General features: G+C 72.3%; 17 protein-coding genes. 6 read left to right on the top strand and 11 right to left on the bottom strand.

The window, feature by feature from the left end:
• The first annotated feature begins 2 nt into the window (after window positions 1-2).
• Window positions 3-980, top strand: a complete 978-nt coding sequence (locus ACIQ7M_RS08820) for an MHYT domain-containing protein (RefSeq protein WP_403641453.1) — start codon at window positions 3-5, stop codon at window positions 978-980.
• Here the strand turns inward: ACIQ7M_RS08820 and ACIQ7M_RS08815 are convergent.
• The 5 genes from ACIQ7M_RS08815 to ACIQ7M_RS08795 form a co-directional block, all read right to left on the bottom strand.
• Window positions 961-1,590, bottom strand: a complete 630-nt coding sequence (locus tag ACIQ7M_RS08815) for an RBBP9/YdeN family alpha/beta hydrolase (protein ID WP_403641450.1) — start codon at window positions 1,588-1,590, stop codon at window positions 961-963. The genes ACIQ7M_RS08820 and ACIQ7M_RS08815 overlap by 20 nt on opposite strands.
• 157 nt (window positions 1,591-1,747) lie before the next feature.
• Window positions 1,748-2,395: a GNAT family N-acetyltransferase gene (locus ACIQ7M_RS08810; RefSeq protein WP_386988900.1), complete on the bottom strand. Its 648-nt coding sequence runs from the start codon at window positions 2,393-2,395 to the stop codon at window positions 1,748-1,750.
• Window positions 2,396-2,470: 75 nt separating this feature from the next.
• A complete protein-coding gene (locus tag ACIQ7M_RS08805) occupies window positions 2,471-3,730 on the bottom strand; it encodes a Gfo/Idh/MocA family protein (RefSeq protein WP_403641447.1) in 1,260 nt (419 codons plus the stop codon).
• A gap of 109 nt (window positions 3,731-3,839) precedes the next feature.
• On the bottom strand, window positions 3,840-5,078 hold the full coding sequence (gene aroA / locus ACIQ7M_RS08800) for a 3-phosphoshikimate 1-carboxyvinyltransferase (RefSeq protein WP_403641444.1): 1,239 nt from the start codon (window positions 5,076-5,078) through the stop codon (window positions 3,840-3,842).
• Window positions 5,079-5,082: 4 nt separating this feature from the next.
• Window positions 5,083-5,988, bottom strand: coding sequence for an EamA family transporter (locus tag ACIQ7M_RS08795; protein ID WP_355773259.1), 906 nt, complete (start codon window positions 5,986-5,988; stop codon window positions 5,083-5,085).
• Window positions 5,989-6,103: 115 nt separating this feature from the next.
• Here ACIQ7M_RS08795 and ACIQ7M_RS08790 point away from each other — a divergent pair, with 115 nt between their 5' ends.
• Together ACIQ7M_RS08790 and ACIQ7M_RS08785 are read left to right on the top strand one after the other, a co-directional pair.
• The gene (locus tag ACIQ7M_RS08790; protein ID WP_403642207.1) at window positions 6,104-7,015 is read left to right on the top strand and encodes a LysR family transcriptional regulator; all 912 of its coding nucleotides are present in this window, start codon (window positions 6,104-6,106) and stop codon (window positions 7,013-7,015) included.
• 385 nt (window positions 7,016-7,400) lie between these two features.
• Window positions 7,401-9,269 (top strand): glycoside hydrolase family 3 protein, encoded by a 1,869-nt coding sequence (locus ACIQ7M_RS08785; protein WP_403641440.1) that lies wholly within the window; start codon window positions 7,401-7,403, stop codon window positions 9,267-9,269.
• 66 nt (window positions 9,270-9,335) lie between these two features.
• Here the strand turns inward: ACIQ7M_RS08785 and ACIQ7M_RS08780 are convergent, their stop codons facing one another.
• The gene (locus ACIQ7M_RS08780; protein WP_403641437.1) at window positions 9,336-10,799 is read right to left on the bottom strand and encodes a S28 family serine protease; all 1,464 of its coding nucleotides are present in this window, start codon (window positions 10,797-10,799) and stop codon (window positions 9,336-9,338) included.
• An 87-nt stretch (window positions 10,800-10,886) separates the two neighbouring features.
• Window positions 10,887-11,276, bottom strand: coding sequence for a hypothetical protein (locus tag ACIQ7M_RS08775; protein WP_355775025.1), 390 nt, complete (start codon window positions 11,274-11,276; stop codon window positions 10,887-10,889).
• 185 nt (window positions 11,277-11,461) lie between these two features.
• On the opposite strand from ACIQ7M_RS08775, the gene ACIQ7M_RS08770 reads away from it, so the two are divergent.
• Window positions 11,462-11,938, top strand: coding sequence for a hypothetical protein (locus tag ACIQ7M_RS08770; RefSeq protein WP_403641433.1), 477 nt, complete (start codon window positions 11,462-11,464; stop codon window positions 11,936-11,938).
• On the opposite strand, the gene ACIQ7M_RS08765 is transcribed toward ACIQ7M_RS08770, so the two are convergent.
• Entirely contained in the window at window positions 11,922-15,650 is a 3,729-nt protein-coding gene (locus ACIQ7M_RS08765; RefSeq protein WP_403641430.1) for an ABC transporter ATP-binding protein, read from the bottom strand. The genes ACIQ7M_RS08770 and ACIQ7M_RS08765 overlap by 17 nt on opposite strands.
• A gap of 190 nt (window positions 15,651-15,840) precedes the next feature.
• Complete coding sequence (locus ACIQ7M_RS08760; protein ID WP_355763559.1) at window positions 15,841-16,764, bottom strand: serine hydrolase; 924 nt, start codon at window positions 16,762-16,764, stop codon at window positions 15,841-15,843.
• Between the two features lie 190 nt (window positions 16,765-16,954).
• Between ACIQ7M_RS08760 and ACIQ7M_RS08755 the strand changes: the two genes are divergently transcribed.
• Window positions 16,955-19,270 (top strand): ArnT family glycosyltransferase, encoded by a 2,316-nt coding sequence (locus ACIQ7M_RS08755; RefSeq protein ID WP_403641426.1) that lies wholly within the window; start codon window positions 16,955-16,957, stop codon window positions 19,268-19,270.
• Between the two features lie 228 nt (window positions 19,271-19,498).
• On the top strand, window positions 19,499-20,302 hold the full coding sequence (locus ACIQ7M_RS08750) for an endonuclease I family protein (RefSeq protein ID WP_384788315.1): 804 nt from the start codon (window positions 19,499-19,501) through the stop codon (window positions 20,300-20,302).
• Window positions 20,303-20,382: 80 nt separating this feature from the next.
• Here ACIQ7M_RS08750 and ACIQ7M_RS08745 read toward each other — a convergent pair whose 3' ends face one another.
• The gene (locus ACIQ7M_RS08745) at window positions 20,383-22,068 is read right to left on the bottom strand and encodes a thiamine pyrophosphate-binding protein (protein WP_403641421.1); all 1,686 of its coding nucleotides are present in this window, start codon (window positions 22,066-22,068) and stop codon (window positions 20,383-20,385) included.
• On the bottom strand, window positions 22,065-23,033 hold the full coding sequence (gene speB / locus ACIQ7M_RS08740; protein ID WP_403641418.1) for an agmatinase: 969 nt from the start codon (window positions 23,031-23,033) through the stop codon (window positions 22,065-22,067). The genes ACIQ7M_RS08745 and speB overlap by 4 nt, the downstream gene beginning before the upstream one ends.
• Window positions 23,034-23,048: the final 15 nt, after the last annotated feature.

Genomic DNA, 23,048 nt, shown 5'->3' with positions numbered 1-23,048 from the left:
ATATGCAAGGCACCGTGGAGGGCTTCGAGTTCGGGGCGGTGACTCCGGCGGCCTCCTATCTCGTCGCCTGTCTGGGCAGCGCCCTGGGGCTGCGCTGCGTCGTCCGGTCCCTGAACAACCGGCAGTCGTGGAAGCCGGGTTGGCTGGCCCTCGGGGCGGCGACCATAGGCTGCGGCATCTGGACCATGCACTTCGTCGCGATGGTCGGCTTCAGGATCCAGGGGATCCCGATCGGCTACGACTCGCGTCTCGTCTCGCTCAGCCTCGTCCTGGCGATCGCGATGGTCGGTCTCGGCGTCTTCGCCGTGGGATACCGCGGCGCCACCCCCGTCACCCTCACCGCGGCCGGAATCCTCACCGGGCTCGCCGTGGTGGCCACGCACTACACCGGCATGGCCGCGATCGAGCTGAACGGCTCCCTGGACCACGACTCGCTCATGGTGTCGGCCTCCGTGCTGCTCGCGGTCACCGCCGCCACCGCCGCAGTGTGGACGGCCGCCTCGTACCGGGGTTTCCCGGCCGCCCTCGGCGCCGCCCTCCTCATGGGCGTCGCCCTGACCGGCACGCACTACACCGCCATGGCTGCCGTCGAAGTGCATCTGCGCGGCGCGACGGACGCGTCCTACGTGTCCGGGCTGTACGGCAACAGTTCCCCGGCCTCGATCCTGCTCCCCATGCTCATCGGACCGGTCGTCTTCCTGATCCTGGCCGGAGTGGTGGTGATGTTCGACCCGCAGCTCATGCTCGGCGACGGGGACCGGAGCCGGTCCTCGCGGCGCCGGCGCCGGGGCACGGCCGTCGTCCCGCAGCGCCCCGCGCATCCCCCGCGGACCGGCTCCCTGTTCGACCCCCGCGACCAGCGGGTGGACGTCCGCGACCAGAGGGCAGGCGTCCCCGAGCAACGGGTGGCCGTCCGCGGCCGGCAGCCGGCCCCCGGCGATCAGCGGGCCGGCCGGCACACTAGCTCGCGCGGGCGGTGAGCGGCGCCGTCCCGTCCAGGCACCACTCCAGCACCGAGGGCCAGGGTCCGTACCCCGCGTCCATGCCGAGATGCCCGGCCCCGGGCAGGATGCGGGCCGGTACGCCCAGGGGGTCGCCGTAGACCGCGTCGGCCCCCTCGGGGCAGTACGGGTCGTCGTCGCCGGCGACCAGCCGGGTGGGGCCGGGGAGGGTGAAGCCCTTCTCGGTCAGGGTGAATCCGGCGATCTCCGGCAGTCCGGCGAGAACGGAGGCGGACGGCGGGGCGACGAGCAGCACTCGGTCGACGCCGACGGCGCCGGGCAGTCCGCGCGCGGCCGCATGCAGCCACAGCACGGCCCCGAGGCTGTGCGCGACGACCACGCGCTCGGAGCCGCGCAGGGCGTCCAGGTGGCGGGCCAGCTCCGCCAGCCACACCTCCAGGTCCGGGTCGTCGGCGTCCGGGAGCTGCGGATAGACGACGTGCTGCCCCAGCTCCCCGAGCCGCCCGGCGAGCCAGTGCTGCCAGTGGCCCTCCGGGCGGTGGTTCTGCCAGCCGTGCAGGATCAGGAAGGACCGCCGGCCCGGCGCGGGGGCGTCGCTCGCGAGGTCATCGGTGTCGTACGTGCTCATGGGCCGATCGTTTCCGATTCCCTGCTCCCGGGTCCAGGGGCTCGGACGATCGACCACGCCCGGAAGCCTCCGAGTGGCGCCCCGCGCGAGCCGCTCGAAGACCTCCCGGGCCGCCCGCGCAATCTGGGAGGCCGGGCCGCCCGGGCAACGGACGCCGCTAGCGGACCGTCGTCCCGCCCGTCCGGGACGACGCCCCGGCCACCCGCGCGGTCAGCCGGTCCCGGCACTCGGGCCACTCCGCCGCCGTCACCGAGAAGACCGCGGAGTCGCGCAGCAGGCCGTCCTCGCCCGGCGCCCAGGAGCGGGACCAGTTGCGCAGGACCCCCTCCAGGCGGGCGCCGGTGCTCGCGATCGCCGCGCGGGAGCGGGCGTTGCGGGCGTCGGTCTTCAGGTCGACGCGTGCCACACCCCACTCCTCGAAGGCGTGCCCGAAGAGGAGGAGCTTGGACTCGGCGTTCAGGCCGGTGCCCTGGGCCGAGGCGGCGAGCCAGGTGAAGCCGACCTCGACGGCGTCGAGCCGGTCGTCCGAACGCCAGGACCGCGGCTCCCAGTACGAGGTGGCACCGACGGCCCGTCCGGAGGCGAGGGAGATCTGCGCGTAGGGCGCCAGCCTGCCCGTCGCGGCGCGGGCGAGCTGCGCGTCGACGTAGTCCCCGACCTCGTCGGCCCGGGGCACCCAGGTGAACGCGTACGTGTCCCGGCGTTCCTCCGCCGCCACGGCGAGGTCGGCCGCGTGCCGGTGGCCGAGCGGCTCCAGCCGTACCCGTGTGCCTTCGAGGACCGGCCCCTTCAACTGGAAACCCAACGCCCCGCGTCCCTTCGTCGATCCGGTCGTGTCCGCTGCGATTCCTACGCGGTGGGGTCGGCCCGTGTCCAGCGGTTATACGGCCTCGACGGTGCCCGCGCGCCGGGCGCGTTCGGCGGCCAGCACGGTGAGATGGCTGGTGAGGGACTCCCGGGGACCGGACTTCACGAGGCCGGGGTTCCCGGTGGCGACGGCGGCGACGAAGGCGTCCATCAGGGCGGCGTCGCCCCCGCCGTGGCCGCCGGCCGCGTCCATGGCGCCCGGCGCGGTGAGGTCGACGGCCTCCTCGGTCCGGGTCAGGAAGTCGTAGACACTCAAGCTCCCGCCGTCGCCGCGCAGTTCGCCGCGGGTCCCGAAGATCCGGGTGCGGCGGTCGGCCTGTTCGGTGAAGGCGGTCATGGTGAAGGTGGCGGTGGCCCCGGAGGCGAACTCCATCGAGACCACCTGGTGGTCGACCACGTCGTTGTCGCAGGCGTACACGCACCGCCCGTACGGGCCCTCGCGCAGGGCGGTCTCCAGGGCCTCGGGGGTGTAGTCGTCGACGAGCACGCTCAGCGGCCAGTGGTGTTCGCCGCGGGCGAGCCGGTCGCCGTACTCGCGCCGGGCGGAGTAGGGGCAGGTGTTCTCCACCGCGCAGTCGAGGCAGCGGTCGGCTGCGCCCTCGGGCCTGTTCTCGGGACGGAAGTGCGAGAGGCGTCCGAAGCTGGAGACGCGGACGGGGGGTTGGCCGAGGACGTACTGCAACCAGTCGATGTCGTGGCAGGACTTGGCCATCAGCATGGACGTGGCCCGGTCCGTACGGCCCCAGTTGCCGCGGACGAAGGAGTGGGCCTGGTGCCAGAAGCCGACGGGTTCCAGGTGCTGGACGTTGATCACGTCACCGAGCCTGCCGGAGTCCACGATCTCCTTCACGGCGCGGCTGTACCGGGTGTAGCGCAGGACGTGTCCGACCGCGAGGATCACACCGGCCTTCTCCACGGCGTCGACGATCCGCCGGCACTCGTCCTCGGTGAGGGCCATCGGCTTCTCCAGCAGGATGTGATACCCGAGGGCGGCGAACTCCAGGACGGGTTCGAGGTGTTCGCGGTCGAGGGTGCAGACGAGTACGGCGTCCGCGATCCGGCCGCGGGCGGCCAGCACCCGCCAGTCGTCCACGGCGGCGTCCGGTTCCAGGGCGTGGGCGGCCGCGAACCGTTCGCGCCGGGTCCGGCGTGGTTCGGCGACGGCCACCACCCGGGCGCGTTCGGGGTGGTCGAGGGCCCAGCGCGCGTGACCGGTCCCCCGGTCCCCGGCGCCGACGACGGCGAGTGTGACAAGGGAGGCATCGGAGGACATCTGTTCACCGCTTCCCGGTCGGGTCTCCGGCGCGGTCGGCGCCGTCCGTCGCGAAGCTAGCCGCCCCGGATCTTCCCGACAAGACGCGGGAGACGGACGCCGGGCCGGCTCAGCCGTCGTTCCCGGCGGCGGCCCAGGCCCCGAACACCTCGTGGAAGGCGGGGAACGTCTTGCGGACGCATCCGGGGTCGTCGAAGGTCATGCCGGGGGCGCGCAGCGAGGTCACCGCGAAGGCCATGACGATGCGGTGGTCGCCGTACGTCCTGATCTCGGTGGCGGCGGGGACGCCCGGGTGGATCTCGATCCAGTCGGGGCCGGTCTCCACCCGGACGCCGAGCGCCCGGAGGTTCTCCGCGCAGGCGTCCAGGCGGTCGCACTCCTTGACCCGGGTGTTGGCGACGTCCTCGACGCGGACCGGGCCGGAGGCGAAGGGCGCGATCGCGGCGAGCGTCGGCATGGTGTCGGAGATGTCCCGCATGTTCACGGTGAGGCCGCGCAGTTCGCCGGTGCCGCGCACGGTCGTGCGGTCGGGCCCGGTCTCCACGTGCGCGCCCATCCGGCGCAGGACGTCCACGAAGGCGAGATCGCCCTGGAGCGCCTCCGCGCCGAGGCCGCGCACGGTGACCTCACGGCCGGTCAGGGCGGCCGCCGCGAAGAAGTAGCTCGCGGTGGAGGCGTCGGGTTCGACGGGGTAGGTGGTGGCCCGGTAGCCGCCGGGCGCCACGTCGAAGACGTCGCCGTCCACCGTCACGTCCGCCCCGAACGCGCGCATCATCGCGAGGGTGATGCCGACGTAGGGGGCGGAGACCAGGTCGGTGACCTCGACGCGCAGGCCGGTGCGGGTCAGCGGGCCGAGCAGGAGAAGGGCGGTGAGGTACTGGGAGGACTGGCCCGCGTCGAGGGTGACCGTGCCGCCCTCCACCCCGGCCGCCTCGATGCGCAGCGGATGGTGGCCCTCCGCCTCCTCGTGCCTGAGGTCCACGCCCAGGTCGCGCAGCGCCCGCGACAGGGGTCCCAGTGGGCGGCGGCGCATCTGGGCGGAGGCGTCGAAGCGGTAGGTGCCGTGTCCGGCGGCGGCGAGGGTGGGCAGGAAGCGGGCCGTGGTCGCGCCGTCCCGGCAGTGGACGTCGGCCCGCGCCACGGCCGGGCCCTGCGGGCGGCCGTCGATGTGCCAGCTCTCCGGGGTCCGGCCGACGCGGTAGCCGAGCCGGGTCAGGCCCTCCGCGAAGCCCTCGGTGTCGTCCGAGCGCAGCGGGCGGTCGAGGCGGGTGACCCCGTCGGCCGCCGCTGCCAGGAAGAGCGCGCGGGCGGTGATGGACTTGGAACCGGGAATGTCGACGACGGCCATGGGGTCATGCTGGCGCCCCGGCCCGCTCCGGCGCTGGAACGTCCGCCGGCTGGACCTTTCGTGGCGTCCGCGAGGTGAGCGCCACCCCGCCCACCAGCAGGGCCGCCGCCGCCCACCGCAGCGGACCGACCGACTCGTGCAGGAACAGGGCGGCCGACGACATGCCGAAGACCGGGACGAGCAGCGAGAAGGGCGCGACGGTGGACGCCGGGTGCCGGTGCAGCAGCCAGCCCCAGGCGCCGAAGCCGAAGACGGTCGTGATCCAGGCGACGTAGACGACGACTCCGGCGCCCTGGAGGTCCAGGGCGCGGAGCGCGTCGAGGTCGCGGGAGGGGCCCTCGGTGAGCAGGGACAGGCCGAGCAGCGGCAGGACGGGGACGGTGCTCACCCACACCATGAAGTTCAGCGGGTCGGGCGGGGACGCCTTGCGGGTGAGGACGTTGGACAGTCCCCAGCAGGCCGCGGCCGCGACGACCAGGGCGAAGGCGCCGAGGGGGCCGGCCGTGCCCTCGTCGACGGCGGCCAGGCCCACCCCGGCGAGGGCCACGGCCATGCCCGCCAGCCGGACGCGGGTGGGGCGTTCGCCGAGGAAGGCGAAGGCGAGGACCGCGGTGAAGACCGCCTGGATCTGCAGCACGAGGGAGGACAGTCCGGCGGGCATCCCCGCGTCCATGCCGATGAACAGCAGCCCGAACTTCGCGACGCCGAGGACGAGTCCCACCGCCACGATCCACTTCCACGCCACCTTGGGGCGGCCCACGAGGAACACGGCGGGCAGGGCCGCCACGAGGAAGCGCAGGGCGGAGAAGAGGAGCGGTGGGAAGTGGTCGAGGCCGACCTCGATGACGGTGAAGTTCACGCCCCAGACGGCGGCGACGAGGACGGCGAGGCTGATGTGTGCGGGTCGCATACGTCGAGCATCCGACGCCACCACCGTGTAGCACCAGCGCGAATGTCTGCATGGATGGATGAAGCAACGCTTACGTAAGCTGGAGGGGAGCGACATCGCGGACCGGGAGGCCTCCATGCTCGATCTCCAGCGCCTGCGGGCCCTGCACGCCGTCTCGGTGCACGGCACGGTCGGCGCCGCCGCGGCCGCGCTCGGCTACACCCCCTCCGCCGTGTCCCAGCAGATCGCGAAGCTGGAGCGGGAGACCAGGACCGTCCTGCTGGAGCGGCGCGGACGCGGTGTCCGGCTCACCGAGCAGGCCGAACAACTCGCCGACACGGCACAGGAGTTGCTGGCGATCGTGGAGCGCGCGGAGACCGAGCTGGAGGAACGCCGGGGCAGGCCCGCGGGGCGGCTGACGGTGGCCGCGTTCGCCTCGGCGGCCCGCGGTCTGCTGCCCGCCGTCCTGGCCGACCTGGCCGCCCGGCATCCGGCCCTGGACACCCGGCTGACGGAGATCGACCCGCATCTGTCCGTCGACCTGGTCGCCAGGGGCGCGGTCGACCTGGCCGTCGCGCACGACTGGGACATCTCCCCGCTGCCCGCCCCGCCGGGGGTGGAGCAGGCGGTGATCGGCGACGACCTGTGCGATCTGCTCGTTCCCGCCGGGCATCCCTTCGCCGGGCGGTCGTCGGTACGGCGCGAGGACCTGGGCGGCCAGCGGTGGATCTGCCAGCCGCCCGGGCGGGTCTGCCACGACTGGCTGGTGCGCACGCTGCGCGCGGCGGGCAGTGAGCCGGACATCGTCCACCAGGCCGAGGAGAACCCGACCCTCATCGCCCTCGTCGCCGCCGGTCTCGGCGTCGCCCTGATCCCGCGCCTCGGCCGCGGCCCCCTTCCCGACGGGGTGGCGGAGGTACCGCTCGACCCACTGCCGGTCCGCCGGCTCTACGCGCTGTGGCGCGCGGGGGCGGCGCGCCGGCCGGCCATCGCCGAGACGGTCCGAACCCTCCAGTCCCGCTGGCCCATGGTGTCGAAACGCCCCTGACACCCACAACCGGAGCCCACCGCAAGGGTCCCCGCCGCCTACCCCACGGCTCCACAGGTCCGGGCGGTTCCATCGCCCCCTCCGCCCCTACCCTTCCCGTACCCGGGGGCACTGCCCCCGGACCCCCGCTCCTCAAACGCCGGAGGGGCTGGATCGTGCACCCGGGATCCGGCGCGAGGGGCCGGGCCGGTACATCGATGCCCGTCGCCACCGACGCCCACCCCTCACCCGACGGCGACGGGCTGATGCACCGGCACGGCCCCGACCCACCCACCGCCCGAACCCGGAGCCGGACCGACGCGCCCTGTGCACACCCTTGACTGGAAGAAACTTCCCGGATAATCGTGACTCCTCGGAAGTTTCCTTCACGAGGGAAGGAGCGCTTGTGCGCGACTCCAGCACGGGAAGCACCGCAAGACCGTCCGCGCCCGCCGGGCCGGACAGACCGTCAAGGCCCTCCCGGCGTACGGTTCTCGCCGCCACGGCGGGCGTCACCGCGGCGCTGGCCGCCGGCACCCCCGCCCACGCGGCACAGGCCCGCCCGGGCACCGACAAGGCCCTGCGCGCCCTGATCTCCCGTATGACGCTGGAGGAGAAGGTCGGCCAGCTCTTCGTCATGCGGGTGTACGGTCATTCGGCCACCGCGCCCGACCAGGCCGACATCGACGCCAACCTCAAGGAGATCGGCGTCCGCACGGCCGCCGAGCTGATCGCCAAGTACCGCGTCGGCGGCATCATCTACTTCGCCTGGGCGCACAACACCCGCGATCCGCACCAGATCGCCGACCTGTCGAACGGGATCCAGCGCGCCTCGCTGGAACTGCCGCGCGGGCTACCCCTGTTGATCTCCACGGACCAGGAGCACGGGATAGTGGCCCGGGTGGGCAGGCCCGCGACGCTGTTCCCGGGCGCCATGGCGCTGGGCGCGGGCGGTTCGCGGTCCGACGCCCGGACCGTGGGCCGCGTCAGCGGCGCCGAGCTGCGCGCGATCGGCATCAACCAGGACTACTCCCCCGACGCCGACGTGAACGTCAACCCGGCCAACCCGGTGATCGGCGTGCGCTCCTTCGGCGCCGATCCGGACGCGGTGGCGGGCCTGGTGGCGGCCGAGGTGAAGGGCTACCAGAGCTCGGGGGTCGCGGCCACGGCCAAGCACTTCCCGGGCCACGGCGACACCGCCGTGGACAGCCACTTCGGCTTCCCCGTCATCACCCACAGCCGCGAACTGTGGTCGGAGCTCGACGCGGTGCCCTTCCGGGCGGCCATCCGCGCCGGCATCGACTCGATCATGACCGCGCACATCATGGTCCCGGCGCTCGACCCGGCCGGTGACCCCGCCACCCTCTCCCACCCGATCCTCACCGGCATCCTGCGCGGTGAACTCGGCTACGACGGCGTCGTGGTGACGGACTCGCTGGGCATGGAGGGCGTGCGCATGAAGTACGGCGACGACCGCGTCCCCGTCCTCGCGCTCAAGGCAGGTGTCGACCAGCTCCTCAACCCGCCCGACCTGGGCGTCGCGTGGAACGCGGTGCTGAACGCCGTGCGCGGCGGCGAGCTGACCGAAGCCCGGCTCGACGAGTCGATCCTGCGCATCCTGCGGCTCAAGGCCAAGCACGGGGTGCTGAGCGACCCGTACGTCCGTGACGCGGCCGTGGACCGGGTGGTCGGCGTCCCGGAGCACCTTCGGGCGGCCGACCGGATCGCCGAGCGCACCACCACCCTGCTGGTCAACGAGAAGGGGCTGCTCCCGCTGTCCCGGCGGCGCACCCCGAGGGTCCTGGTGGTGGGCGCCGATCCGGCCTCGCCGTCGCTGTCCGACGGGCCGCCGACCACCGTCATGGCGGCCGCGCTGACCGGACTGGGCTTCACGGCGACGGCCCTGTCCACGGGTACGGCCCCGTCGGCGGCCACGATCGACAAGGCCGTCACGGCGGCGGCCGACGCGGACGCGGTGGTCGCCCTGACGTACAACCTGACGGCGACCGGGTCCCAGAAGACCCTGGTCGACCGTCTGGTCGCCACGGGTGTCCCGGTGACGGCGGTCGCCATCCGCAACCCGTACGACATCGCCCGGATCCCGGGCGTCGGCGCCTGCCTGGCCTCGTACTCCTGGACCGACGTCGAAGTGCGGGCCGCCGCCCGGGTGATCGCCGGCCGGGTGGACCCGCGCGGCAGTCTGCCGGTGCCGGTGCAACGGGCGGACGACCCGGCGCAGGTGCTGTACCCGATCGGGTACGGGCTCAGGTACTAGGGCCTGTCCGACGGAACAAGGCCGCGCCCGCCCGTGTCGTCACGGGCGGGCGCGGCCTTGTTGCGGTCACGGGCGCAGAGTCATGTCCCGTTCGGTGTCGCGGCTGTCCAGCCTCGCGTCGAACCTCGCGAGCGGCCGGGCCGCCGAGGGGTCCGCCTGGACCGCCGTGGAGGCGACGCCCGCCCAGTCGAGGATGCGGGCGGTGGCCAGCGCCTTCTCGTCGGCGGCGAGCCCGGCGACGTTGGCGCCGTGGTTCAGGCCCGGAGCCGTGAAGACGTAGGAGTCGCGCGCCTGGGAACCGAGACGGAACCGCTCGGCGCCCCAGGGGTCGTTCTGGCCGTAGACGAACAGCATGTGGTGCGCGTTCCGGCGGACCCAGCCGTCCACGTCACGCATCGCCGACGGCCGGAACCTCATCGGGATGGAGCGCGGCACGAACGTGCGCGGGGCCTGGTAGCCGTAGCGGACATACTTCTTCTCGATGTACGGGAAGTGGATGGTGGGCGCGCCCAGTTGGGTGCCCGCCTGGTAGTAGTACGGGGTGTACGGCTCCAGGCCCTGGTCGGTGTAGAACGAGAACCCGGAGATGGTGTCGACGGAGTTCCAGATGTCGTCGTCGCTCGCGGTCGCGGCGTCCGCGGGGATCGTGTCGCAGTCCTTCAGCAGGCTGTACTGCCAGAAGCCCCACACGTAGTCGAGCACGACCGCCTCGTACGCCTTGTCCAGGCTGCCGACCGTGGTGAAGGTGTAGCCGTTGTCGGCGGCGTACTGCGCGTACTTCTTCTCCAGCGGTTCGCGGCGCACCAGGGCCTCGCGCTGCACGGCGTTCAACCGGTCGCGGCACTCCTCGGTGCCGACCTGCCGGAAGAAGCGGTCGTACGCCGAGTCCTCGTCGTTCACGACGTCGTTGGGCGCGACGTAGGCGACGACGCCGTCCATGTCATGAGGGTAGAAGCGCTCGTAGTACGTGGCGGTCATGCCGCCCTTCGAGCCGCCGGTGGAGATCCACTTCTTGCCGTAGACCGGCTTCAGCGCCTGGAAGATACGGTGCTGGTCGCTCGCCGCCTGCCAGATGTCGAGCTTGGACCAGTCGGCCGGTTCGGGCCGGGACGGCGTGAAGTAGCGGTACTCCATGGAAACCTGATTGCCGTCCACGATCTGGGTCGGTTCGCGCCGGCTCGGCGTGGTCGAGACGTTGTAGCCGCCGGTGTAGAAGACCGTCGGGCGCGAGGTGTCCTTGTGCAGCACGGTGATCCGCTGCTGGAACGTGCCCTTGGACGGGTGCCGGTGGTCGACCGGCTGGGTGTAGTTCAGGACGAAGAACCGGTAGCCGGTGTACGGCTTCTCCTGGACGAGGCTCATGCCCGGGATCGCGAGCAGCCGGTCCAGGATGTCCTTGCTCTCGTCGGCCGTGCTGGTTGCCGCCGTGGTGCCGTGGGCCTCGGACCGGACGGCGGTGGCCGTCCCGGCCGTGCTCAGCGTGCCGATGAGCACCGTGAGCACGAGCAGCCCTCTGAGCGCCTTGCGCATGCACCCTCCCCTGGGATCACTCGGTTGTCCGCCGGAACCTAACGGAGCAACTCCCGTGACACCAGAGGGTCTTGGGTCATACGTGGTTCAGCACAGGATCCAGCCGGAACTCACCGAACCCGAGCCGACCGAGCCCTTGATCCGGACGCAGCGATGGCCCGCGTACAGGGTCACCGGGCCCGCGTGATGCGCGAAGTGCCCGGAGTCCACCACCGGCCGGCCGCCGCGCGCCTGCACGCTGACGGACATCCGCTTGCGCGAGCCCCGCGCCTCGGGGAAGGTCACGGCGCAGACATAGCCGCTGCGCTTGTACACCTGCACGGAACCGGTCGTGAAGGGCAGGGTGCGGACCTTGCGTCCCGAGCAGGAGGAGGAGGCGGCCTGGGCGCTGCCCGCGCTCATGAAGGCGAGCAGTCCGCCCGCTGTCAGCACGGCCAGGCCGAGCGCCAGCCGTCGCCGTATCGCACCACTGTCCACTGTCGTCCCTCCCGCAGCAATCAGCGTACTGGTGTACGGACGCAGGACGTACGGCGGATGGTTGCGTACCGCTACGGCCTCACGGGCGGGCGCATCTCACCCTTGCGAGGTTTTTGCCTTTTTTGAAGACAACCGTGCCTGTTTCTCCCGGGTCCAACTGGCCAGGAAACGAAAGGCGGTTCACCATGTCCGGCACCAACTCCCCCCTCACCACCGGCCGCGCGGTCATCGCCGCGGCCCTTCTGATCGCCGCCGGCGCCTCGGTGCCGGCCGTCGCGAGTTCCGCCGCGGCGCCACCCGCCCGCAGCGGGAGCAACGGCCCCGCCTACGACCGCGTGGCCGACTTCTACGGCGCCTACATCGACGCCGTGACCGACGGGGACTCCGGCACCCTGAGCACCCGGCTGCGGTCCTTCTACCTGACCCCGGCGCTGCGCACCCAGCTCACCGGCTGGGAGCACCGGCAGCACGCGGACGGGGTGCTGCGCGCCCAGGACGTGCCGAGCGCCTGGAAGGTGACGGCGGGCGACAGCGGCGCCGGGCACACCTGGTCGACGGTCCGGCTCACCTGGGGCTCCGCCGCGCACCCGACGTACACCTATCTGACGGTGCAGTCGGATCTGGCGACGAAGAGGATCTCCGGCATCAAGCCGAGGAGCTGACCGGCTCCTCGGGCTCGGGCGCGCCCACGAAGGTCCGCCACAACGCCGCGTAGCGGCCGTCCAGGCGGAGCAGTTCCTCGTGGGTGCCGTCCTCGGCGACCCGGCCGTGGTCCATCACGACGACCCGGTCGGCGCGGGCGGCCGTCGTCAGCCGGTGGGCGACCACCAGCGTCGTACGGCGGCCGGCCAGCCGGTCGGTGGCCTGGTTGACCAGGGCCTCGGTCGCGAGGTCGAGCGCCGCCGTCGCCTCGTCGAGCAGCAGCACGTCCGGGTCGACCAGCTCGGCGCGGGCCAGCGCGATGAGCTGGCGCTGTCCGGCGGAGAGGTTGCGGCCGCGCTCGGCGACCTCGTGGAGATAGCCGCCCTCCAGGGTGGCGATCATGTCGTGCGCTCCGACCGCGCGGGCGGCGGCCTCCACCTCGGCGTCGCCGGCGCCGGGACGGCCGTAGGCGATGGCGTCGCGGACGGTCCCCTGGAAGAGGTAGGCCTCCTGGGGGACGACGCCGAGCCGGTGCCGGTAGGACGTGATGTCCAGGTCGCGCAGATCCATGCCGTCGACCGTCACCCGTCCGGCCGTCGGGTCGTAGAACCGGGCGACCAGCTTCACGAGCGTCGACTTGCCCGCGCCGGTCTCGCCGACGAAGGCGACGGTCTGCCCGGCCGGGACGCGCAGGGACACCGCACTGAGCGCCTCCTCGGCGCCGTCCGCGCCGCCGTACGCGAAGCCGACGTCCTCGAACGCGATCTCGCCGCGCAGCGAGGGCACGTCCCGCGGCGCGTCGGCGGACTTCGTCGAGGTCGGCTCGCGGAGCAGCTCCTGGATGCGGCCCAGCGAGACGGTGGCCTGCTGGTAGCCGTCAAACACCTGCGACAGCTGCTGCACGGGCGCGAAGAACAGGTCGATGTAGAGGAGGTAGGCGACCAGCGCGCCGGTGGTGAGCGTGCCGGAGTCGATCCGGTGGGCACCCACGATCAGCACGGCCGCCGCGGCCCCCGAGGCAAGGAGCTGGACGAAGGGGAAGTAGACGGAGATCAGCCACTGGCCGCGGATGCGCGCCCTGCGGTAGCTGTCGCTGCCCTCCGCGAAGCGCCGCCCGCTCGCGTCCTCGCGCCGGAACGCCTGGAGGATCCGCAGCCCGGACACCGACTCCTGGAGATCGGCGTTGACGAGGGACACCCGCTCGCGGGCCAGTTCGTACGCCTTCACGCTCGCCCGGCGGAAGAAGAACGTGCCGACGACCAGCGGCGGCAGCGTCACGAAGACGACCATCGCGAGCTGCACGTCGATCACCAGCAGGGCGCCCATGATGCCGAAGAAGGTGACGACGGAGACGAACGCGGTGACCAGACCGGTCTGCAGGAACGTGGACAGGGCGTCGACGTCGGTCGTCATCCGGGTCATGATCCGGCCGGTGAGCTCCCGCTCGTAGTAGTCGAGTCCGAGGCGCTGGAGCTGCGCGAAGATCTTCAGGCGCAGTGCGTACAGGACCCGCTCGCCGGTGCGGCCGGTCATCCGGGTCTCGCCGATCTGCGCGGCCCACTGCACGAGCACGGTGATCAGCGCGAGCGCGGCCGCCGCCCACACCGCGCCGAGCGCGAGCCGGGTGACGCCCTGGTCGATGCCGTGCCGGATCAGGATCGGCAGCAGCAGTGTCATGACCGCGTCGACGGCGACCAGCGCGAGGCTGACGAGCAGCGGGGCACCGAAGCCGCGCAGCAGCCGGCGCAGTCCGTAGGAGTCCTCGGCCCCGACCGCGCGGGCCTCGTCGACGTCCGGCACATCGACGGCGGGCGGCAGCGCCTCGACCTGGGCGAGGAGTCCCGGGGTGGCGGGCATGCCGTCGAGCGCGTTGTCGCGGGGCTCGCGGTCGCCGGTCCACAGGCGCGGTGTCACTCCGCGCTCGGCGTCGAACTCGGCGTCCAGCTCCTCCCGTACGGAGGTGTCCTCCCGCGGCGCGGCCGGCAGGGCGTGTCCCGGGGAGACGCCGCCCAGCTCGTCCGGGTCGGTGAGCAGCCGCCGGTAGAGCGCGGAGCGCTCCTGGAGCTCGTCGTGGGTGCCGATGTCGGCGAGCCTGCCGCCGTCCAGGACGGCGATGCGGTCGGCGAGGTTGAGGGTGGAGCGGCGGTGGGCGATGAGGAGGGTCGTACGGCCCTCCATGACCTGCCCGAGCGCCTCGTGGATCTCGTGCTCGACCTGGGCGTCGACGGCGGAGGTGGCGTCGTCGAGGACGAGCAGCCGCGGGTCGGTGAGGATGGCGCGGGCGAGGGCGACGCGCTGACGCTGGCCGCCTGAGAGCGTGAGGCCGTGCTCGCCGACCTTGGTGTCGTAGCCGCCGGGCAGCTCGGCGATGAAGCGGTGCGCCTGCGCGGCGCGGGCGGCGGTCTCGATCTCGTCCTGGGTGGCGTCGGGGCGGCCGTAGGCGATGTTGGCGCGGATGGTGTCGGAGAAGAGGAAGGAGTCCTCGGGGACGAGCCCGATCGCGGCGCGCAGGGACGCGGTGGTGAGCTCGCGGACGTCGTGCCCGCCGATGAGGACGGCGCCGTGCGTCACGTCGTAGAAGCGGGGCATCAGCAGCGAGACGGTCGACTTGCCCGAGCCGGAGGAGCCGACGACGGCGAGGGTCTCGCCGGGCCTGATCTCGAAGCTCAGCCCGGCGAGGACGGGCCGGTCCGGGGTGTACCCGAAGGACACGTCGTCGAACTCGACGGTGGCGGGCGCGTCCGCCGGCAGGGTCTTGGTGCCGTCCTTGATCGACGGCTCGGTGTCGATGAGCTCCAGCACACGCTCGGCGCCGGCGCGGGCCTGCTGTCCGACGGTCAGCACGACGGCCAGCATCCGCACCGGTCCGACGAGCTGCGCGAGGTAGGTGGAGAACGCCACGAAGGTGCCCAGCGTGATCTGGCCGCGTACGGCCAGCCAGCCGCCGAGCGCGAGCATCGCGACCTGGCCGAGGGCGGGCACGGCCTGGAGGGCCGGGGTGTACTTGGCGTTGAGGCGGATGGTCCGCAGCCGGCCCGCGAAGAGCCGCCGTCCGACCTCGCGCAGCTTGCCGGTCTCCTGCTCCTCCTGGCCGAAACCCTTCACCACGCGGACGCCGCTGACGGCGCCGTCGACGACACCCGCCACGGCGGCGGCCTGCGCCTGCGCGTACCAGGTGGCGGGGTGCAGCTTGGAGCGGCTGCGCTTGGCGACGAACCAGAGGGCCGGGGCGACGGCCAGCGCGACCAGGGTGAGCGGCAGGGACAGGGCGGCCATGATCCCGAGGGAGATCAGGAAGAGCAGGACGTTCCCGATGGTCATCGGGAGCATGAACAGCAGGCCCTGGATGAGCTGGAGGTCGCTGGTCGCGCGGCCCACGACCTGCCCGGTGGACAGCTCGTCCTGGCGCCGCCCGTCCAGCCGGGTGATCGTCTCGTACATGTCGGTCCGCAGATCGTGCTGGACGTCGAGCGCGAGCCGGCCGCCGTAGTAGCGGCGGACGAAGGTGAGGGCGTAGACGAGGACGGCGGCGCCGACCAGCGCGCCCGCCCAGGGGGCCATGTCCCTGGTGTGGTCGCCGATGACGTCGTCGATGATCACCTTGGTGACCAGCGGGACCACCGCCATCAGGGCCATGCCGCCCAGCGAGGACCCGAGCGCGAGCACCACGTCCTTCGGGTACCGCCAGGCGTACCCGGCGAGCCGCCGTGCCCATCCCCGTTCCGTCGCCACTCCGGTGCCTTCCGTAGATCTCACTCCGCCGGAAGAGACCAACACCGAATGAAGCGGATTTCATCCCTCCGCAACAATCGTGCGCCCGTCCCCGCGAAAGAGGTCCGCCCGCCGGGCCTGATGGCCGGGCGGGCGGACGACGGAGTACGAAAGGGTGGACGACGGTGACGGCGCGGTTTCCCGGGCCCGGTCAGCCCGCCGGGACGGCCGGGAAGGCCTCCGTCGGCTGCGAGGTCGGCGTGAACCGCTGAGGGGCGACGGTGGTCGGCACGAGGTCCTTGTGGATGACCTTGGCGACGGCCTGAATGGTGGCGACGCCGTAGTCCATGGTGCTGCTGCCCACGGTGAGCACCGACATCATGTAGTCGCGGCCGCCCCCGTTGAAGGTGCCGAGGCTGTGCACCCGCCACGCGTTCGAGGAGCGCGAGAGCCAGCCGTTCTTGACGTGCACGGCGACCGTCGAGGGCGCCCCGGCCGGTGTCCCCCAGCGCTGCGAGGAGACGACCTGACCCATGAGCTTCAGGATGTAGGCGCGCGAGGCGTCGCTCAGCACCGTGTTCTTGGCGGTGACGAGCTTGAGCAGCTTCTGCTCGTCGGTGACGTTGATCTGGGTGAGACCCCAGTAGCCCCCGGTGCCCGGTGTGGTCTTCGTCATCCCGGCCGCGGTCAGGAAGGCCTTGATCTTCGTCAGACCGAGCTGGTTCCACAGCCTCGTGGTCGAGGCGTTGTCCGACTGGGTGATCATCTTGGTGGCGAGCGAGGTCTCGGTGCTCGTCAGATAGCGGTTGTGCTTCTTCGCGTCCCACAGCAGCGTGGCGAGGACGGTGACCTTCACCGTGCTGGCCGAGTCGAACGAGGTGGTGGCGCGGAGCGTGCAGGTCGTGTTCGTCGAGCGGTCGTACAGTCCGACCGCGACGGTGCCCCTGCGGTTCGCGAGCGCCGCGGTGATGTCCGTCTTCAGCTTGGCGGCCAGACCGGCCTTGCTCGACGTACAGCTGACCGTCGGCGCCGGCGCGGCACCGGCCGGTGCCGCGGCGATCGCGATCGGCACGATCACCGCGGCACCGAGGCTCGTTGCGAGCACACGGGCAGCCCGGGATATCCGGTGAGTCATGGAGGCTTCCCATCCCCTTGAAGCGATACGGAGCGCGCCAAGGGCGCGCTCGCATCGAATGACTCACAGGAACGCCCGATAGTTGTACGGGTGTTCTGCGTACTGGGGTTCGTGCGCGGGAGTCCGAACGCACAGCTCACCCCCAGGCGGGCCACAGTCCGCGCCCATCGGCGCGCGGCAGGGTGCGATGGTGACGTCTGCCACTGACCCATCGCCCGGCGCCCCCGCGACTCCCGCCGCCCCGCCTCCGGCTCCCGTACCGGAGGCGGGACCCTCGGAGCGGGCGTCGGCCGCCCCCCGCTGGTCGCTGCCCGCGCTGCTCGCGATCCTCGTACTGGCCGGAGTCCTCTACTCCTGGAACCTGTCGGCCTCCGACCTCAACAGCTTCTACAGCGCCTCGGTGCTCAGCGGCACCCAGAGCTGGAAGGCCTGGTTCTTCGGCTCGCTCGACGCGGGCAACTTCATCACCGTCGACAAGCCGCCGTTCGCGCTCATGATCATGAGCCTGTCCTGCCGGGTCGTCGGATTCGGCACCTGGCAGATGATGGCGCCCATGGTCGCCGCCGCGCTCGGCACGATCTGGATCCTGCACGCGAGCGTGAAGCGGCACTTCGGGCACGCGGCCGCCGCCGTCGCGGCCCTCGTCCTCGCCCTCACTCCGATCACGGTCGCCATCAACCGCGACAACAACCCGGACACCACCCTCGTCCTGCTGATGGTCGCGGGCGCGGCGCTCGGTCTGCGGGCCACCCGTGAGGGCAGGCTGCTCCCGCTGCTCGGCTCGGCGGTGTGCTTCGGGCTCGCCTTCAACACCAAGATGCTCCAGGGATACATCGCCCTGCCCGCCGTCTTCGCCGTGTACGTGTACGCCTGCCGGCTGCCCTGGAGGAGGAAGGTCCGCGACCTGCTGCTCGCCACCGTGGCGCTGGCCGTCGCGAGCTTCTGGTGGGCGGCCGCCGTCTCCCTCGTACCGGCCGCCGACCGCCCCTACATCGGCGGCTCCACGGACGGCTCCGCCTGGGACCTGATCATGGGCTACAACGGCCTGGGCCGGGTGCTGGGCGGCGAGGGCAACGGCGGCGGGGGCGGCATGGGCGGCGGCGGCTTCTCCGGAACCGCGGGCCTCGGCCGGATGTTCAACGACATCCTCGGCGGTCAGATCTCCTGGCTGCTCCCCTTCGCCGGTATCGCGCTCGTGGGCGGCCTGGTGCTCCGCGGACGCGCTCCGCGCACGGACCCGACGCGTGCCGCGCTGCTGTTGTGGGGCGGCTGGACCGTCCTGCACCACCTGACGTTCAGCATGGCCGAGGGCACCATGCATCCCTACTACACGACCGCGCTCGCCCCCGGCATCGCGGCGCTGACCGGCGCGGGCGGTGTCATGCTGCTGCGCGCCCTGCGCGGCCCTGACACCCGCTGGGTGTGGGTGCTGCCCGCCGGACTCGCGGTCACCGCGCTCTGGGCGGTCGTCCTGCTGCGCCGGACCGCCGACTGGAACGGCTGGCTGTGGCCCGCGGTCGCGGTGGTCATGGGACTGGCCGTGGCGGGTCTGGTCGTCTTCCGCTCCGGCAGGCGCGCCCGGCTGTTCACGGTCTCCGTGGCCGCGGCGGTCGTCGCGGCGCTCGCCGGCCCGGCGGCGTACGCCGTCTCCGAGCCCGCGTCCGCGGGCGGCGGCATGGGCGGCGGCATGGGCGGCACCAATCCGACCGCGGGGCCGTCCACGGGCGGCGGCTTCGGCGGCCCCGGCGGCAGCCGAAGCGGCTTCCCCGGCGGCGGCCAGGCACCCGGCGGGAACGGCGAGACGCCCGAGGGCCTCCCCGGGGGCGGGCAGGCACCTGGTGGCGGCGAGCTGCCCGAGGGCGGCTTCCCCGGAGGCGGCCCGGGCACGGGCGAACCGGGCGGCGCGAACGGGGAGTTCCCGGGCGGCGGCCAGGCGCCGGGCGCCAACGGAGGGCTGCCCCAGGGCGGTAGCGACGACGGGCCGGGCGGATTCGGCGGCGGCGGAGGCGGCATGGGCGGCACCACGAGCGGCGCCATGGTCACCTACCTGGAGAAGCACCGGGACGGCGCCAAGTGGCTGCTCGCGGTGTCGAATTCGCAGAGCGCGGCGTCGCTGATCGTGAGCACCGGCGAGCCCGTCATCTCCATGTTCGGCTTCACCGGCTCCGACAACGCCATGGCCCTGGCCAAGCTCAAGGACCTCGTACGCAAGGGCGAGTTGCACTACATCCAGCTCGGCGGCGGGATGGGCGGCGGGATGGGCGGGAACAATACGCTCAGTTCGCAGATCACCGCCTGGGTGCGGAAGAACGGCACGGCGGTGAAGGAGAGCGAGTACGACAAGTCGGCGTCGTCCGGCTCCACTTCCTCGTCCGGCTCCGGCTCCGGCTCCGAATCCCCATCGTCGTCCGGCTCCGGCTCCCCGTCCGGCTCCGGAACCTCCGCTTCGAACGGCGGCCAGTCGGCCTCGGCGCTCTACCGGCTGGACCCCTCCGACCTGGACTGATCACGCCTCCCGGCACGCCCCGGCGGACGGCCCCCGACCACATCGGCCGGGGGCCGTCCGTTCCGTTTTCGCCGGGGCCCGTCCGTTCCGTCATGTCCCGCGAAGAACAACCGAGTTGTTGAATCCCGACACGAAACCATCACGTCCCCTTAACCCGCCGAATCACATGTCCATGTCACCCTCCCGGTTATCCGCTCCATTCAACCCGCGTAGATCGGACACCCCACGATGCCCGCCACGCACATGCGACGCTGGAAAACCCTGGCGCTGAGCACCTCCGCGATCCTCATCGGCATCACCCTGCCGACACTGACCGCGACCCCCGCGAGCGCGACGACGACCGCGTACGACAGCACGTACTACAAGAACGCGGTCGGCAAGACCGGAACGAGCCTGAAGTCCTCGCTGCACACCATCATCAGCAGCCAGACCAAGATCTCGTACTCCGCCGTCTGGAACGCGCTGATGGCCACCGACCAGGACCCGAACAACAGCAACAACGTGATCCTGCTGTACAGCGGCGTGTCGCGCGCCAAGTCCCTCAACGGCGGCGACGTCGGCGACTGGAACCGCGAGCACACGTGGGCCAAGTCGCACGGCGACTTCGGCGAGGTGACCGGTCCCGGCACCGACCTGCACCATCTGCGTCCGGCGGACGTCCAGGTCAACAGCATCCGGGGCAACCTGGACTTCGACAACGGCGGCAGCGCGGTCACCAACGGCGGGGGCAGCACCGTCGACTCCGACTCCTTCGCGCCTCGCGCGGCGGACCGGGGCGACGTGGCCCGCATGATCCTCTACATGGCCGTGCGCTACGAGGGTGACGACGGCTTCGCGAACCTGGAGCCCAACGAGAAGGTCGGCAACGGCAGCAACCCGTACATGGGCAAGCTCTCCGTGCTCAAGGCGTGGAACGAGGCGGACCCGCCGAGCGCCTTCGAGGAGAAGCGCAACCAGGTCATCTACGACACCTACCAGCACAACCGCAACCCGTTCATCGACCACCCGGAGTGGGTCGAGGCGATCTGGTAGGCGGGCGGTCCGCGAGCCCCGGGACCTCTTCCTCGTGGAAGGGGTCCCGGGGTGGCGCTCGTCCCCGGCGAGGGCGGCCCTCAGTCCAGGTGGGTCGGCGCGAACATCCGCAGCACCGCCGGCAGGACGACCACCGAGGGGCCGGGCGTGGCCAGGGCCTTGGCCAGGTCCTCCTCCAGCGCCCCGGGGGTCGTCAGGACGCCGGGGACGCCGAAGGACTCGGCGAGGGCCACGTAGTCGGGGCGGGACAGCTCCGTCGCCGTGGCCTGGCCGAAGGCATCGGTCATGTACTCGCGCAGGATGCCGTAGCCGCCGTCGTCGACGATCAGCCAGGTGACGTTCAGGCCGTACTGCCTGGCCGCGGCGAGCTCGGCGATCGAATAGAGCGCGCCGCCGTCGCCGGACACCGCGAGGACCGGGCGGGAGGGATCGGCCGCCGCCGCGCCGAGGGCCGCCGGGAAGCCGTAGCCGAGGCCGCCCGCGCCCTGCGCGGAGTGCATGGTGTTGCACCCGCGCGGGTCGAAGGCCGACCACGCCCAGTACGCCAGGATCGTCATGTCCCAGAAGGACGGCGAGCCGGCCGGCAGGGCCCGGCGTACGGCCGCCAGCACGTCCTGTTCCAGGGTGAGTTCCTGGGCGGCGATGCGTTCCGCCACCAGGGAGAGGACCGTGCTCACGCGCTCCGCCGCCGACGGATCGGGGCGTTCCTCCACCGTCTCCAGGAGCGCGGACAGCGCGAGGCGCGCGTCCGCGTGGATCCCGATCGCCGGGTGGTTGGACTCCAGCTTGCCGAGATCGGCCTCGATCTGGATCACCCGACCGCGGGGCTTGAACGTGTGGTAGTTCGAGGACAGTTCACCGAGACCGGAACCGACGACGAGCAGGACGTCCGCGTCCTCCAGGAAGTCCGTGGTGTGCCGGTCCTCCAGCCAGGACTGGAGCGAGAGCGGGTGGGTCCAGGGGAAGGCGCCCTTGCCGCCGAAGGTGGTGACGACCGGCGCGTTCAGCGTCTCCGCGAGCGCCTTCAGCTTGCCGGACGCGTCCGACCGGACGACCCCGCCACCCGCGATGATCGCGGGGCGGGCCGCCGAGGACAGCAAGTGGGCGGCCAGCGCGGTCAGTTCGGGGCGCGGGACGACGTCCTCGGGGGTCGCGTCCATCGCCGTGACCTGCGGCAGGTGGGTCTCCGCGAGCAGGACGTCCTGCGGGATCTCCACCCAGACCGGCCCGTGCGGCGCGGTCAGCGCCGACTCCCAGGCCGCCGCGATGGCGGAGGGGATCTGCGACTGCGTACGGACCGTGTGGACGGACTTGACGACCCCCCTGAACGAGGCCTGCTGGTCGGGGAGTTCGTGGAGGTAGCCGTGGCGGCCGCCGCCGAGTCCCGCGGTGGGGATCTGGCTGCTGATGGCGAGGACGGGAGCCGAGGCGGCCCGGGCCTCCTGGAGCGCGGCGAGCGAGGTCAGCGCCCCGGGGCCGGTGGAGAGCAGCAGCGGCGCGGCCTCGCCGGTGATGCGGCCGTAGGCGTCCGCCGCGAATCCCGCGTTGTTCTCGACGCGCAGACCGATGTAGCGGAGCGAGGAGCGGCGCAGCGCGTCGAACATGCCGAGCGCGTGCTGGCCCGGCAGCCCGAAGACGGTCGTGGCGCCGAGACCGGAGAGGGTCTCCACGACCAGGTCTCCGCCGTTGCGGCCGGGGGGCGGGTTGAGCGCGGCCTCCGTCTGAGCCGCCGTCGGGCGGAGAACCAGGTCGTGGTCGTGGGTCACTTGTTCCGGGCCTCCGCGATCTGGCGGGACATGATGGTGGTCAGTTCGTACGCGGTGTGGGACGCCGCCACCGCGGTGATCTCGGCGTGGTCGTACGCCGGGGCTACCTCGACGACGTCGGCCGAGACCAGGTTGCAGGACGACAGTCCGCGCAGGATCTCCAGGAGCTCGCGGGAGGTCATGCCGCCCGCCTCCGGGGTGCCCGTGCCGGGCGCGTGCGCCGGGTCGAGGCAGTCGATGTCGATGGAGATGTAGAGCGGGCGGTTCCCGATGCGCTGGCGGAGCTGGTCGGCGACCTCGTCGGCGCCGCGGCGGTAGATGTCCGCCGAGGTGACGATGCCGAAGCCCATCTTCTCGTCGTCGGTGAGGTCCTGCTTGCCGTACAGCGGGCCGCGGGTGCCGACGTGGGAGAGCGCCTCGGTGTCGAGGATGCCCTCCTCGACGGCGCGGCGGAACGGGGTGCCGTGGGTGTACTCGGCGCCGAAGTAGGTGTCCCAGGTGTCGAGGTGCGCGTCGAAGTGGAGCAGCGCGACCGGGCCGTGCTTCTTGGCGACCGAGCGCAGCAGGGGCAGCGCGATGGTGTGGTCGCCGCCCAGCGTCATCAGGCGGGCGCCGGTGCCGAGCAGTTCGTCGGCGGCGGCCTCCACCGTCTCCACGGCCTCGTTGATGTTGAACGGGTTCGCCGCGATGTCACCGGCGTCCGCGACCTGCGCGAGGGCGAACGGGGAGGCGTCCTGCGCCGGGTTGTAGGGGCGCAGCAGCCGGGACGCCTCGCGGATCGCGTTGCCGCCGAAGCGGGCGCCCGGCCGGTACGAGACGCCGGAGTCGAACGGCACACCGACGACGGCGACGTCGGTGGTGCCGACCTCGTCGAGGCGCGGCAGCCGGGCGAAGGTCGCGGGACCGGCGTACCGCGGGACGCGGGAGGAATCGACGGGACCGCGGGGCGTCTCGTTGCTGCTCATGGGGTTTTGCCTTCT

Source organism: Streptomyces sp. NPDC096324, from assembly GCF_044763015.1.
GTDB lineage: Bacteria > Actinomycetota > Actinomycetes > Streptomycetales > Streptomycetaceae > Streptomyces.
This window is presented reverse-complemented; position numbering and strand designations above follow the sequence as displayed.